The following is a 14,042-nucleotide window of genomic DNA, read 5'->3' as shown; positions in this document are numbered from 1 at the left end:
GCGCGCCGCCGCCGCCCATGCTATGGCCCCGCGATGCCCGCGACTCCCGCCTGGCCCCCCGCCAGCACGCCCCGCCTGTTCGTCGACACGCCGCTCGGCCCCGACGCCGCACCGGTCGTCGACGGCGCGGCGGCGCATTATCTGCTGCACGTCATGCGGCTGAAGCCCGGAGACCCGCTGCTGCTGTTCGACAATCGCAGCGGCGAGTGGCTCGCCACGGTCGCCGATGCGGGCAAGCGCGCGCTGACCGTCCGCATCGAGCGCCGGACGCGCGCGATCGAGGCGGTGCCCGACCTCTGGCTGTGCTTCGCGCCGGTCAAGAAGGCGCGGCTCGACTGGATCATCGAGAAGGCGACCGAACTGGGCGTCGCGCGGCTGCAGCCGGTCATCACCGAGCGCACGATCGTCGAGCGCGTCAAGCGCGAGCGGCTGGAGGCGCAGATCGTCGAGGCGTGCGAGCAATGCGGCCGCACCGCGCTGCCGACGCTGGCCGAGCCGGTGAAGCTGCCCGCGCTGCTGCGCGACTGGCCACAGAGCCGCGCGCTGCTGTTCGCCGACGAAGCGGGGGGTTCGCCGTTCGGAACGGTCGATGCGCCCGCGCCCGCCGCAATCCTGACCGGCCCCGAGGGCGGCTTCACCGAGCGCGAGCGCGCCGCGCTGCTCGCCTGCCCCGCCGTCCGCCGTATCGCGCTCGGCCCGCGCATCCTGCGCGCCGAGACCGCCGCCGTCGCCGCGACCGCCCTGTGGATGGCGCAGCACGGCGACTGGGGGGCAGCGGCGGGCGCGGTCTCCCCCGAAGCGTGACGATCAGTCGATGCGGGCGCGAAAGCGGATGGTGAAGCTGGGGCGGCTCGTCGCGCTGGTCGCGTGGCTCATATTGCCCGAGGGCGCGATCCGCAGCCCCCGCACCGCCGGGTCGTAGGTCCCCGTCGGCGTGTAGCTATAGGGTGCGCCGCCGCCCGGCTGGTTCGAATAGCCGACGTTCGACGCGCTGAATCCCAGGCCGCTCGCCGGCGATCCGTTGCTGAAACTGACCGAGCCGGTCTGGAAGGTGACGCCCGGCGGCAGCGGATCGACGAGCACGATCGCATTCGCCCGGTTGCTGTTGCTTCCGGTCCCGATGCTGGTCACGGTGATCGCATATTCGACGATCGCGCCGGGGATCAGCTTGGGATTGGTCGTGCCGTTGACGGGGTCCGAAATCGGCGTCGAGCTTTTCGCGATGACCAGCACGCCGCCGGTCGCGCGCGTGTTGGTGACGATGCAGGTGACGACGTCGCCGAGCTGCGGCGTGATCGTCCCCGGCGCCACACCCGGCAGCACGGTCGAGGAGCCGGCGGCGGCGTTGGTGCAGCCAAGCACCGCATCGTAGCGCGCGAGGTCAGCGGTCCCCGCCGCGATCTCGTCGAGCGTATAGGCGGTGCCGGGGGTCAGCCGCACCATGCCGGTGTCGCCGCCGCCGACCGTGGTGCCGGTGCCGCTGGTGGTCGCGTTCGCCACCGCCACCGCGCCATCGAGAATGCGGACGGTGAACTGGTCGCCGCTGTAGCGCCGCCCTCCGCTGCCCAGCGCCTTGCGGAGGCGCAGGTGCGGATAGGGGGTGTTGGTGAAGGTGCAGGCGATCGCATCGCCGAATTGCAGCGGCGGCAGGGTGAACGATGTCGCGACCACCCCGACGGGCAGCGGCGTCGCCGATCCGCTGTTGCCGTTGGTGCAGCTGATCGTCGAGCGATAGGCGGACAGCGCGCTGGCGCTGCCCGCCGCCATCTCCTCGCTCAGCGTCACCGAAAGGCTGGAGGCGAGGCTGACCGGCATCGCGTTGAACGGGCCGTTGCCGCTGCCGCTCGTCGTCCCCTGCCCCAGCAGCGCGCCGCCGCTCGCCGCGCGGATGCGGAAGAGGAACTGGTCGCTGGCGTCGATTCGCACCCCCGCGATCTGCTTCGACAGCCGGACCGAGGCGAAACGCACCGCAAGCATGATGCCCTGCAGCCCGCCCGAGGTGATCTGGGCGGTGACGGTCGTCGGGCTGTTCGACCCGACGATATAGGCGCCGACCGTCCCGGCGGTGCCGGTGACGGTGACGGTCGAGGTGCCGATGCCCGATCGGGCCGGATAGGTCGTTCCGCTGGTCGGCGGCACCTGGTCGAGCAGCTGCCACGCGCCGCCGTTGGTCGTGAACACTAGAGATTCAGTCTCGTTCGACGATTCGGCGTCGGCGACGACGAAGGAATAGGCAGATGCGGCCGCCCCTGCGGGCGGGGTGATCGCGATGCCTCCGATCGTGACGGTGCGCGTTCCCGATGCCGTCGAATAGAGCACCGGGCGGCCCGGTATCCCGAGGAAGGCCGAGTTGCCGACCGCGGCGCCGGTCCACGACGGCGCGGCGACGGCGGAGAAGGCGCTGCCCGATGTCGGCGTCACGCGCAGGTTGAAGCGCAGGACCGAACCGTCGGTCAGCGTGAAGCTCATATTCTGGCCCGCCGCGCTGCGCGCGGTCGCGTCGCTATATTGGCTGAGGTCGAGCCAGCAATAGGTCTCCCACCCCGCGGGCGCGGTCCCCTGGCTCGTCGCGGGGGCGCAGCTTTGGGCATACGCCGGCGCGGCGGCGAGCAGCAACGCCATCAGCAACGCGAAACAGGCCAGCAGCAGCGGGCGGAAGACGCCGCGCGCGCACGCTCGCATCGACGAGGCGCACGGCGGTGGGCTCGCGGTCCGCCACCCACCGGCCCGCGACGCAATCTGGTCCCTGGTCATGCCCGCGCTTGTGGCAGCGAAAGGTTAATTCGCGGTCAACCTGTCCCCTCCTTTACCCCCTGCGCGGGGCCCGTCCTTTTTGCTGGTGCAAGCCGCGGCGCCTGCCTAAAGCGGCGCGATGAGCACGCGTACGGTTTCAGATCGAAACGATCCCATCATCGAGAGCCGCGACCAGCTCGCGGCGCCCATGATCAAAGGCGAGAAGCCGAAGGACCGCTGGCGAATCGGCACCGAGCACGAGAAATTCGTCTATCGCACCGCCGATCATCGCGCGCCCTCCTATGACGAGCCGGGCGGCATCCGCGACCTGCTGACCGCGCTGACCCGCTATGGCTGGGAACCGGTCGAGGAAGGGGGGAACGTCATCGCCCTGTCGGGCAGTGACCGCGCGATCAGTCTCGAACCGGCGGGGCAGCTCGAACTGTCGGGCGCGCCGCTCGAGAATCTCCACCAGACCTGCGCCGAGACCGGCCGCCACCTGAAGCAGGTGAAGGAGGTCGGCGCCGAACTCGGCCTCGGTTTCCTCGGCCTCGGCATGTGGCCCGACAAGACGCGCGACGAACTGCCGCGCATGCCGAAGGGACGCTATGCGATCATGCTCGACCACATGCCGCGCGTCGGCGGCATGGGGCTCGACATGATGCTGCGCACCTGCACCATCCAGACCAACCTCGACTATGCGAGCGAGGCCGACATGGTGCAGAAATTCCGCGTCTCGCTCGCGCTCCAGCCGCTGGCGACCGCGCTGTTCGCGGCGTCGCCCTTCACCGACGGCCGGCCCAACGGCTATCTGTCCTATCGCAGCCACATCTGGACCGACACCGACCCCGCGCGCACCGGCATGCTGCCCTTCGTGTTCGAGGACGGCTTCGGCTACGACCGCTATGTCGACTATATGCTCGACGTGCCGATGTATTTCGTGTTCCGCGACGGGCGCTACATCGACGCGGCGGGACAGAGCTTCCGCGATTTCCTGAAGGGCCGGCTTCCGGCGCTGCCCGGCGAGCTCCCGCGCCTTTCCGACTGGGCCGACCATCTGTCGACCGCCTTTCCCGAGGTGCGGCTCAAGAGCTTCCTCGAAATGCGCGGCGCCGACGGCGGACCGTGGAATCGCATCTGCGCGCTGCCCGCGCTGTGGGTCGGGCTGCTCTACGACCAGGGCGCGCTCGACGCGGCGTGGGACCTCGTCAAGGACTGGAGCATCGCCGACCAGCAGGCGCTGCGCGACGCGGTGCCGCGCGAGGGGCTGGACGCGGCGGCGCCGGGCGGCGGCACCGTCGGCGACCTCGCGCACCGCGTTCTCGATATCGCGGCGCAGGGGCTGGCAGCGCGCGACGAGGTCAATTCGATGGGCGACAACGAGGTCGGCTTCCTAGAACCGCTGCGACAGATCGCCAAGAGCGGCAAGTCGCCCGCGCACGACCTGCTCGACCGCTACGAAGGCGCATGGGGCCGCGACCTGTCCAGGATTTATGGCGAGTTGAGCTTCTGAATACGATTCTCCCCTCCCGCTTGCGGGAGGGGCAGCGAGACTTGGGAGCTTGCTCCCTAGTCGCAGCGGGGTGGGCAATCACACCGTCGCCAGTCCCTTCCCCCCGCAAGCGGAAGGGAGAATAAGGATCACGCCACCGGCCCCACCCGCGGGTCGGGCTCCAGCCGGATCAGCGGGCGCGCCCGGCCCGTCAGCCGCGTGAACAGGCGCGGCACCAGCGCGTGCCGCTGGGCCCAGTTCCAATAGGCGACATAGGCGGGATCGGCGAGCAGATGCTTTTCCTCTGTCTTGGCGCGCCAGTAATAGACCCCGCTGACCAGCCCGAGGATGACCATGTTGCGCGCGCCTTCGACCCAGCCTCCGGCAGTGACCAGAAAGGGCAGCGAGCCGACCCACCAGCTCAGATTCTTGGACACATAGGCGGGGTGGCGGGTCAGCGCATAGGGACCGTGGGTGATGACGCCGCGATGCGTGAGGTTCGAGAAGCGGATGCCGAACGCCATCGTCGCCCAGGCATAGACCGCGACCAGCGCGACGAGCACGACGCCCCACAGCATCATCAGCGTCTCGTGCCCCTCCAGCCAATAGCCCCAGTCGGACCCGTTCACCGTATAGTCGAGCGGGCCGCCGTTCATCAGGATGAAGGGTGGGTAGCAGACGAGCGCCGCGACCCACGCCATACCATAAGGGTTGGCGGTGCGGATGTGCGAGTCGAGCGGCTTCAGCGTCAGGATATAGCCGACCGTCGCGACATGGACGTCGACCAGATAGAGCAGATTGATCGTCCACAGCGCGATCATGTAGGGATTGGCGAGCGCCTCGCTCACCGGCACGGTGACCAGCGCCGCGAAATTGCCCGGCACGATCGACAGCATGAAGGCGGTGAAGAAGCCCTTCACCGCCCAGGCGCGGAAATGATGGCCGATCGCGCGGCCGTCGACGGGTTGGCCGGGAGCAATCAGCCAGCGGCCGAACTGGTAGCAGCCGTCGCGCGGTTCGACCATGCGGCGGTCGAGCCACAGCATATAGGGCACGGAGACGAGCAGCAGCCACGGCGCTACCCGCTCCAGCAGGTCCATCGCGAAGGCATAATTGCCCTCCCAATAATAGCGCATCGTCGCATAGAAGAGCGCGATCAGCCCCCAGGTCGCCCACAGGCCGGCGATCTTGGTCAGGCTGATGTCGACCGTTTCGCGCCACGGCCGGCGCTGCGACCAGTCGATGCCGGTCGAGGGGTTGCGATGCACCTTGTCGACGAACAGCGACCACAGCACCATCGGGATGCCGCAGGCGAGCACGCTGGCGATTGCCGAATTGGGGCCGTCCATCGGGCCGCGCGTACCCCAGTCGATGCCGAACGCGGCCGCGATCTGCGGCGCGTGGCGCGCGATCAGCAGGTAGGAGAATAGTCCGGCGATACCGACGATGCCGACCCCGGCGCTGACCGCCGAACGCGGCCGCGAATCGGCGGCGGGCGCGTCTTCGGCCGCAGCGCCGGTCGCGGGGGAGAGCGGAAGATCGGACATGGCGGTCACGCTTTTCCCATAGGGTCAGGACCCATGGATTGCACGTTCGAGGCGTCGAAATGGCGAAGATATCGGGTTTGGGCGGATGCAGCGGGTAGCATCGCTACCCGCAAGGCCGCGCGGGCCTGAGATCGAAGCCATTTCGGCGTCGCTTCGCGATTTGACCGATTTTGCCCATGGCTTCGTCGGCAAGTCTGGAAATATCGACATATTCCTACGCCTTGCCTCCTCGCCCTGAGCAAAATCGCTTCAAACCTCGAGCGCGCAATCCATGGGTCCTGCCCCTAGCCCGAAATGGTAAGCAAGCCGTCAACGATGCGGGCGAGTCGCGCGCCCTCGCCGCGTCAGAAAGCAACCATTTTGGCCGTTTTCCACCGTTCATCGTGCCATCGGTTCGATTCAGCCCGACTCGCGGCGTGCGGATTCGCGCTGGCGGGGAGTCGCTGGTAAGGCGCCGTTCCAGTCGGGGGCGGAGGGCTCCAAGCAGAACAACAAGACGGGGTCGTGACTTGTCTTCCCAATCGACGGGCCTGCGCCCATGGCGCCAGCGCTGGAATGCGCTGTTTCAGGACCATGAAATCTTCATCCGCACCCACGGCCATGTCCGGTTCGTGCGGGTCAGTGCGGTCTGGCAGAAGCGCGTCGCGCTGATCGCCGCGGCGGTACTGCTCGCCTGGGCGGCGGTCACCGTCGCGATTTTTGTCAACCAGCTTCTTTCCGCCGACGAACGGGCCGAGGTCGCGCGCAAGCAGGCCGCCGCAACTGCCGCCGAGGCGCGCATCGCCCAGTATCGCGACCGTGTCGGCGAAATCGCGGCCGACCTCGACGAGCGCCAGGCGCAACTCGAGGAATGGCAAAAGACCTATTTCGGCGCCGAGGCGCTGCCCGCCGCCGCCGATGACGACAAGACCGGGGCCGCCGCGGACAAGCCGCCCGAAACAAATCCCCTCAAGACGAGCGCGGTCGATCCGCGCCTGCCGCCCGAGGCGCAGGCGCTCGCGCGCATCGAGGCGCGGCAGGAGGTCTTTTCGGCGCGGCTGCTCGCCGCGGTCGGCGCGCGCGCCGCAAAGGCCGAGGGCGCGGTGGCGAAGCTGGGGCTCGACCCCGCGTCGCTGGTCCGCAACGCAGCGGCCGGCCGCGGCGGTCCCTTCATCCCCTTCCGCGGCCGCATCGGCGCTGCGGGCGCGCTGGGCAAGAGTTTCGCGGCGCTCGAAGGCGCGCTGTTCCGCATGGAGGTGCTCGAACGCACGCTCGTCGCCATCCCCTCGGGCCAGCCCGCGCATGTGCTGATGCTCTCGTCGAGCTACGGCTATCGCAGCGATCCCTTCACCGGCGCGAGCGCGATGCATTCGGGGCTCGATTTCCCCGGTCCGCTCGGCACCCCGATCCTCGCCGCGGCGCCGGGCAAGGTGGTGTACGTCGGCCAGCGCGCGGGCTATGGCAATGTCATCGAGGTCGATCACGGCCAGGGGATCATGACCCGCTATGCTCACCTGTCGGGTTTCACGACGCGGGCGGGAGCGCAGGTCTCCGCCGGGCAGCAGATCGCCAAGATGGGCTCGACCGGGCGTTCGACCGGCAGCCACCTGCATTTCGAAGTCCGTCTGAACGGCGTCGCGGTCAACCCGCGCCGGTTCCTGGAGGCCAAAGCCGATGTTCTTGAAGTCAAAGACGACGCCCGACAGCGAGTCGGCGCCCTCGCTTCCGCCACCCCCGGCCGGGGCGCCCGCTAGGATGGCGACCGGCGCGCGCCATACGACCTTCTCGATCCTCGGATCGGATGTCGTCGTCACCGGCAACGTATCGGCCAGCGTCGACCTGCACGTCGACGGCAAGATCGAGGGCGACCTGAAATGCGCCAACCTCGTCCAGGGCGAGGCGAGCGAGATCAAGGGCGCCGTGGCCGCCGAAACCGCGAAGATCGCCGGGCTGGTTGACGGCTCGATCGAGGCGAAGACGCTGATCGTCCACGCGACCGCGCGGATCACCGGCGACGTGACCTACGAAACGATCACGATCGAGAATGGCGGCCGGGTCGACGGCAAGCTGTCGCACCGCCGCCACGGCGCCGCGGCGCCGGGCGCGGCCAAGGCGCCGCCGCCGCTGGAAATCGTCGAGACCCGCACCGCGTAACGGCGCGCGCGCTCACCCGCCGCCGACGACCCACGCCAGCGCTTCGTCGCGCGCGCCGGGCTCGAAGACGCGGTAGCTGATGCGCGGCAGCAACGCGCTCTCGATCTTCGTCGCCGCGCGGATCCAGCCCTGATCGGCAACCACCGCGACGCGGCCGAAGCGATCCAGCTTGCCGAACAGCGGCAGCGCGCGCTTCATATAGGCGCCCAGTCCCGCGATCTCGATGCCGTCGATCGCCTGCGTCTCGACGAAGACGTGCACCTTGTCATGGCGCGCCATCGCGCCGTCGAGGCGGTCCATGATCGCATCGAGTTCGCTGCCGCTGATCCGGTCCGATACCTTGAGCGCGATCACATCGTCCGCGCTGTCGATCATGTCGAGCATGGCCTTTCTCCTGCTTCGTCCCTACGCGCCGCTGCGCCCGGCCGTTCCATTGGGGCGCGGCTTTCCGTCCCGCACCAGCGGCGAGCCGAAACCCTCGGTATATTGCGGGGCGTCGTCGGTGATCCGCACCCACGGCGCCTTCGATTCGACGAAGATATGCGCCGCATAGCCCCGGAACCCCGGATCGTCGTCGAGCAGGCCCGCCGGCACGAAATAGATTTTGCCGCCGGGGTCGGCATGCGGCGCGGGGCTCCCGCATGTCGGGCAGAAGCTCGACGTCCAGCCGTCGCTTTCCGGCACCACGAAGCGGGCGACCTCGGCCTCGCCGCGCAGCCAGCGGAAACTACCCACCGCAGTGTAGAAGACGGCATTGCCGTCGGTCCCCGACACCTTGCGGCATTTCGAGCAATGGCACTGCCCGGCCGGGCCGATCTTTCCCTCGATCGCGAACGCCACCGCCCCGCACAAGCACGATCCGGTGATTGGCTTGGACATGGAACCCTCCTCCCGCATCCGATCCGGCGAAGATAGGCGGATCGGGGCCGACCGCAATCGCATAAAGCGGGGTCTGCTCCTGTCTGCTTCCCGGCGGTCGCTGGGGCCCAGAGGCTTGCCGGAAAGCGCGGAACCCGCCCTCAGTTCCGCGGCGCCTGCCGGCGATAGCTCAGCGCCTCGGCGATATGGATGCGGCCGATCGTCTCCGCCCCGGCAAGGTCAGCGATCGTCCGCGCCACGCGCAGCATCCGCGTATAGCCGCGCGCCGACAACCGCATCGCCTCGGCCGCCTGCGCGAGCAGATGGCGCCCCGGCTCGTCGGGGGTGGCGACGGCTTCGAGCAGCTCGCCGTCGATCTCGGCATTGGTGCGCGCCTTGTGCCCGGCGTAGCGCGCCGTCTGGACCGCACGCGCCGCCGCGACGCGCGCCGCGACCTCGGCGCTGCCCTCGGCGGGCGGCGGCAGGACGAGGTCGGCGGCGCTCACCGCACGCACTTCGACATGCAGGTCGATACGGTCGAGCAGCGGCCCCGACAGCTTCGCCTGATAGTCAGCGGCGCAGCGCGGCGCGCGGCTGCACGCGAGCGCCGGATCACCCAAATGGCCGCAGCGGCACGGATTCATCGCGGCGATCAGCTGCACCCGCGCCGGGAAGGTGACATGCGCATTGGCGCGCGCGACGCTGACCTCGCCCGTCTCCAGCGGCTGGCGCAGGCTGTCGAGCACCCCGCGCTGGAATTCGGGCAGCTCGTCGAGGAACAGCACCCCCAGATGCGCGAGGCTGACCTCGCCCGGCCGCACGCGCAGCCCGCCGCCGATCAGCGCCGGCATCGACGCCGAATGATGCGGGCTGCGGAACGGCCGCGCGCGGACCAGCCGCCCACCTTCCAGCCCGCCCGCGACCGAGGCGATCATCGACACCTCCAGCGCTTCTGCGGGGGTCAGTTCGGGCAGGATGCCGGGCAGGCAAGCGGCCATCAGCGACTTGCCCGCCCCCGGCGGCCCGACCATCAGCCTGTTGTAAAGGGTTGTATAGCGCTTGAAACCCGTAGATTTCTGCGATTTCAGCGCAATTGCCAAAGCCAGCGACCAATCGAAACGATAAGCTGAACAAAGCCAAGCAGCGTAAGTCCGCCCACAACACAAACTTCAATCCAAAACAGCGCTCGCCTCATAGCCCAACGCTATAGCCATCGTTCCAGCCTGCCCAATGCTAAATACGATATGCGCTTTTATGAATTCCAAACCCACAAGCCACGCAAGCCTAAGTTGCCGCGCAAGCCGCTAACACCTGAGCAATCTCTCGTCGCAGCCAAAAAACGTCAAGTGGACGTTGCCAAGCAAGCCCTTCAAAGCGTCAAAGACCACCAGAAGCAACGCAAAAAATTGGAACGCGCTCGCAAAGCCACCTAAGCCGCCGCCCTTCAAATTCCACGCACCTGCTAACCCAATCTGCTGCCACACCCCTACGTGCCGCCGCAATCTTACGTGCAACCAAGCGCCCTACCAAAAATTATCTACATAGTAAATTTCGTTGCCAGCAGCGCCACACCGCCCGCTCTCCGTTAATGCAAGCGAAGCTAATGCTCTAATGATTTCCAGGTGGCGAGCAAATTAACGAGCGAAGTTTTAAGCGAAGCTCGTTAATGCGAGTAATTTAACTTCATTAAGGAGTGATGATAAATTTAATGAAAATAGGTAATTAACTTATAACTCTCCGCAAGTCGCGCAAGCGCCGCTTGCTAATTAACAAAAAATCGGAAATAAATGGAGCGCAATTGCGCGACTATTATTATATATTCTATCTATATTATTCTATATTATAGGCGTCGAAAACCACGCATTTCCAACGTTTTCAAGAGCAGTTCTACGGGTAACTGACTGGTTCGCTGCTGGTAGGAAACGGGTTCCTTGCGGGTAAAAACCGGGTTTGCTGCTGGTTTTCTGCTTGTTTGTTAACCCGTTGTGGATGCCTCACGTGCAAGCTTCACGATCATCGCATCCAAAGGCCAAGCTGCCACGCACGACACAGAATTCAAATCGACAGTGACTAAATAAATCGTGACGGGGTTTTGTTCAACCCATCGTTGCTGACCACGGTTTCTATGTTGCCCCGTCACATTGATCCCCAGCAACGCAATTGAGCAAGCGCGCTGACAGCAACCAGCGGAAAACGATAAAAAGAACAACAAACAGGACACACCATATGACAAAAGCAACACCGTGGCTTTCACTCGCAAGCAAGGTCATTCATCAACAGAACCAGCAAACCAAGCGTGGCAAGATGACCGCGAACGTTATGCAGCAATTCTTCGATATTCTCGTTTCAAAACGCTCGCTGACGCCTAAGCAGCAAATCCACTTTATCACCAACATCAATATGCATCTGCAAATGACCTTGCCCGTCAACCAGCCCCCAATCGTGCTAACACGCAACGCTTTGGAATATTGGCGCAGCAAGATAAAACCAAGTGCTGTAGATGCAAATTGGGCCGCGCTGGTTTCACACTATGGCACGCTTGAAGCCGTCGCCATTGAAGCTGCGAACCGCGCTGGTCTTGTAATCGCCACCAGTTCGCCAGCGCCAGCAATTCAGCCAAGCCACGTTCAATCGCCAGTCGTGCAGACCATCGTGCCACAAGCACTATCTCGTCAAGGCACTACCACGCTCAGCCTTTGGCAGAAAGGATCCGCGCTAAGTGGAAATTTGGATTATGGCGATAGCAGCGAAAAAGAGCGTGTCGTCTTTGAAAGTGACTGGTTCGCCGCGAAAGTAAAATTGGATAGAGCAACAGACCTAACTAACAATGCTGCTCTTCTCGCAAACGTGGAAAACATCAGGAAGCAGCTCAAGCCGCAAGATATGTCGCTTCGCTATGGCCTTCTGTACCACGAAAACGATCCCAAGGGATTAAAAGCGCCAACTCTTGGTGGAGTAATCGTGCTCACCGTGCATCAGAAGTCAGACGATAGCCTGTATCTCGCTATGCTCGTTTCCGCTGACTTTGATCCTCGCCCATTTGACCATCAAGAGCAAACGCCAAAAGGCAATCAGCCAAACATCAAAGCTACCCTTGGTTCAGCGTTTAATGACCTGCTGTCCGTTAGCAGCGCTGCAAAGAATGGCCTGCTGCCGGTTTGATGGACACCGAGATAGGTTCATTCAGGCTACCCCAGCTTCGCGTTCGAAGTCGATAGGACTGAGGTAACCCAGGGTCGAGTGACGCCGGGTCGGGTTGTAGAAGCATTCGATATAATCGAACACGTCGGCCTTCGCCTGCGCCCTCGTGCGGTAGACCTTCTTCCCGATCCGCTCGGTCTTGAGCGAGGAGAAGAAGCTCTCCATGGCGGCATTATCCCATACATTGCCGGACCGGCTCATCGAGCAGGTGACCCCATTATCGGCCATGAGCCGCTGGAACTGCTCGCTGGTATATTGGCTTCCCTGATCCGAGTGATGCAGCAGCGCGTCGGGCTTGCCGCGCCGCCAGATCGCCATGATCAGCGCGTCGGTGACGAGCTGTGCCGTCATGTTGACGCTCATCGACCATCCGACCACCCGGCGCGAGAACAGGTCGATCACCGCGGCGACATAGAGCCATCCCTCGGCTGTCCAGATATAGGTGAAGTCGGCCACCCACTTCTGGTTCGGCCTGTCGGCCGTGAACTGGCGATCGAGCACGTTGCCGGCGATGACCGAGCGATCGCCATGATCCTTGGGAAGCCCGCGTCGCCGCGGCCTGGCTCGCAGACCCTGTGCCCGCATGAGCCGTTCGATCCGGTGCAGGCCGCAGGATATCCCGTCGGCCAGCAGGTCGTGCCAGACACGGCGCGCACCATAGGTGCGATAGCTTCCTACATGGCTGGCGCGGACCTTCGCACCGATCACCTCGTCGTCGCGGGCACGCTGCGACGGCGGGCGGATCAGCCAGGCATGGAAGCCGCTTCGCGAGACACCGAGCGCCCCGCACATCCATGCCACCGGCCAGATCCCTCGGTGCTTCGCGATGAACTGGAACTTCATATCGAGTCCCTCGCGAAGTAGGCGGCGGCTTTTTTTAGGATGTCGCGCTCCGCCTTCAGCTTGGCCAGCTCGCGCCGCAGGCGATCGATCTCCATCTGCTCCGGCTTCATCTGACCGTGACCGGGAAAGGCATGACCCGGATCGGCGGCAAGCTCCCGAACCCATTTACGCAGCACGTTCGCATGCACATCCAGATCGCGCGATGCCTGGGCGATCGTCACCCCGCGTTCGCGGATCATCCTCACCGCCTCAAGCTTGAACTCGCGGCTGAACTTCCTTCTTTGCATTGTGGACCTCCGATAGGTGGAAACACCCTATCTCGGTGTCCACCAAACCGGCAGCAGGCCAGAATCCTTCAAGCGATAAACCGTTTGACGATGACAACCAAGCTGTCGTGCGATCTCGCTGATCGTCGTTCCGCTCGCCATCAAATCTTTCACACGCTCCGCGCTCACCGCTGCTCTGCGTCCCTTGTAAACGCCATTGGACTTTGCTTTCGCAATGCCTTCGCGCTGTCGCTCGCGCCGCAGGTCATTTTCAAATTCCGCCACAGCGCCCAAGATCGCCAGCGTCAGCTTTCCCGTGCTACTGCTCGTGTCTATGTTTTGATGGATGCACTGAAACGCAACGCCTTTGGCCGCAAGCTGGTCTAGCAACTGGAATAGATCGCTCAGCGACCGTGCAAAACGATCAAGCCTGCTAACGATAATGGTATCGCCTTCGCGCACGAAGCCCATCATCTCTATCAGCCCAGCGCGTTCGCAATTCGTGCCTGTTGCCTTGTCCTCAAAGATGCGTTCGCATCCCTGTGCAGCAAGTTCGCCCAACTGCACATCCAAGCTTTGGCCTGTTGTGCTGACACGTGCATAACCAACGATCATATTCCCTCGTCACATTAGCCTCTAAAACCCAAACTGTCTGCTGTCGCAAAAACTGGAAATCGACCTAAATGTGACATTCGTTGCACGGTTTTTCCCCGTCACGTTAGCGTTTACCCAAATGCGCGCTGTCCGTCGTTCCCAGCGCCAACGCCTTCTTGCCGTTATGCAGCTTCGCCCTTCTTTTTGCGTGGTCTTGTCATATGTGGTTTGAGATCAGCAAATTTAATGCCGTGCTCTTTGCACTTCGCTACGATATCCTTGATCACACCTGCACGCTCTGCCGTCTGTGCAGCCGCAATCTGCTTATCCAAATCTTCCTTCTGCTTAAGCAGTTCCGCAAGGGTTGCCATATTA

12 protein-coding genes and 1 pseudogene are annotated in these 14,042 nt (G+C 64.6%); 5 read left to right on the top strand and 8 right to left on the bottom strand.

Going from position 1 to position 14,042, the window contains the following annotated elements; genetic code table 11:
* The first annotated feature begins 33 nt into the window (after positions 1 to 33).
* Complete coding sequence (locus C3E99_RS00220; RefSeq protein WP_076073595.1) at positions 34 to 804, top strand: 16S rRNA (uracil(1498)-N(3))-methyltransferase; 771 nt, start codon at positions 34 to 36, stop codon at positions 802 to 804.
* A gap of 3 nt (positions 805 to 807) precedes the next feature.
* Here C3E99_RS00220 and C3E99_RS00215 read toward each other — a convergent pair whose 3' ends face one another.
* A complete protein-coding gene (locus C3E99_RS00215; RefSeq protein WP_234002543.1) occupies positions 808 to 2,754 on the bottom strand; it encodes a CshA/CshB family fibrillar adhesin-related protein in 1,947 nt (648 codons plus the stop codon).
* A 118-nt stretch (positions 2,755 to 2,872) separates the two neighbouring features.
* Between C3E99_RS00215 and C3E99_RS00210 the strand changes: the two genes are divergently transcribed.
* A complete protein-coding gene (locus C3E99_RS00210) occupies positions 2,873 to 4,246 on the top strand; it encodes a glutamate--cysteine ligase (protein WP_104959275.1) in 1,374 nt (457 codons plus the stop codon).
* Positions 4,247 to 4,374: 128 nt separating this feature from the next.
* Here C3E99_RS00210 and C3E99_RS00205 read toward each other — a convergent pair whose 3' ends face one another.
* Positions 4,375 to 5,772 carry a methyltransferase family protein gene (locus tag C3E99_RS00205; RefSeq protein ID WP_076073587.1) on the bottom strand — a complete coding sequence of 466 codons (1,398 nt, stop codon included), beginning with the start codon at positions 5,770 to 5,772 and terminating at the stop codon, positions 4,375 to 4,377.
* Between the two features lie 509 nt (positions 5,773 to 6,281).
* Between C3E99_RS00205 and C3E99_RS00195 the strand changes: the two genes are divergently transcribed.
* Both C3E99_RS00195 and C3E99_RS00190 read left to right on the top strand, forming a co-directional pair.
* On the top strand, positions 6,282 to 7,505 hold the full coding sequence (locus C3E99_RS00195; protein WP_104959273.1) for a M23 family metallopeptidase: 1,224 nt from the start codon (positions 6,282 to 6,284) through the stop codon (positions 7,503 to 7,505).
* 1 nt (position 7,506) lies between these two features.
* Positions 7,507 to 7,905: a bactofilin family protein gene (locus tag C3E99_RS00190; RefSeq protein ID WP_067180702.1), complete on the top strand. Its 399-nt coding sequence runs from the start codon at positions 7,507 to 7,509 to the stop codon at positions 7,903 to 7,905.
* Positions 7,906 to 7,917: 12 nt separating this feature from the next.
* Here the strand turns inward: C3E99_RS00190 and C3E99_RS00185 are convergent, their stop codons facing one another.
* The 3 genes and pseudogenes from C3E99_RS00185 to C3E99_RS00175 all read right to left on the bottom strand — a co-directional run.
* Positions 7,918 to 8,289 carry an STAS/SEC14 domain-containing protein gene (locus C3E99_RS00185; protein WP_076073584.1) on the bottom strand — a complete coding sequence of 124 codons (372 nt, stop codon included), beginning with the start codon at positions 8,287 to 8,289 and terminating at the stop codon, positions 7,918 to 7,920.
* A gap of 21 nt (positions 8,290 to 8,310) precedes the next feature.
* A complete protein-coding gene (locus tag C3E99_RS00180; protein ID WP_158682034.1) occupies positions 8,311 to 8,784 on the bottom strand; it encodes a GFA family protein in 474 nt (157 codons plus the stop codon).
* Positions 8,785 to 8,924: 140 nt separating this feature from the next.
* A pseudogene (locus tag C3E99_RS00175) lies at positions 8,925 to 9,806 on the bottom strand (YifB family Mg chelatase-like AAA ATPase); the annotation flags it as partial.
* A 1,183-nt stretch (positions 9,807 to 10,989) separates the two neighbouring features.
* On the opposite strand from C3E99_RS00175, the gene C3E99_RS19565 reads away from it, so the two are divergent.
* A complete protein-coding gene (locus C3E99_RS19565) occupies positions 10,990 to 11,925 on the top strand; it encodes a hypothetical protein (protein WP_158682033.1) in 936 nt (311 codons plus the stop codon).
* Positions 11,926 to 11,946: 21 nt separating this feature from the next.
* Here C3E99_RS19565 and C3E99_RS00165 read toward each other — a convergent pair.
* The 3 genes from C3E99_RS00165 to C3E99_RS00155 all read right to left on the bottom strand — a co-directional run bounded on the left by C3E99_RS00165 (position 11,947) and on the right by C3E99_RS00155 (position 14,038).
* Positions 11,947 to 13,094 (bottom strand): IS3 family transposase gene (locus C3E99_RS00165; RefSeq protein WP_104959270.1). Its coding sequence is split into 2 segments (ribosomal slippage): positions 11,947 to 12,836 and positions 12,836 to 13,094, totalling 1,149 coding nucleotides; the frame shifts between segments, so codons are not numbered across the junction.
* 27 nt (positions 13,095 to 13,121) lie between these two features.
* Positions 13,122 to 13,688: a recombinase family protein gene (locus tag C3E99_RS00160; protein ID WP_104959269.1), complete on the bottom strand. Its 567-nt coding sequence runs from the start codon at positions 13,686 to 13,688 to the stop codon at positions 13,122 to 13,124.
* Between the two features lie 161 nt (positions 13,689 to 13,849).
* Positions 13,850 to 14,038, bottom strand: a complete 189-nt coding sequence (locus tag C3E99_RS00155) for an H-NS family nucleoid-associated regulatory protein (protein WP_104959268.1) — start codon at positions 14,036 to 14,038, stop codon at positions 13,850 to 13,852.
* Positions 14,039 to 14,042 lie beyond the last annotated feature (4 nt).

Origin of the sequence: Sphingopyxis sp. MG, assembly GCF_002953155.1 — a bacterium.
In the GTDB taxonomy this organism is placed as follows: Bacteria; Pseudomonadota; Alphaproteobacteria; order Sphingomonadales; family Sphingomonadaceae; genus Sphingopyxis; species Sphingopyxis granuli.
This window is presented reverse-complemented; position numbering and strand designations above follow the sequence as displayed.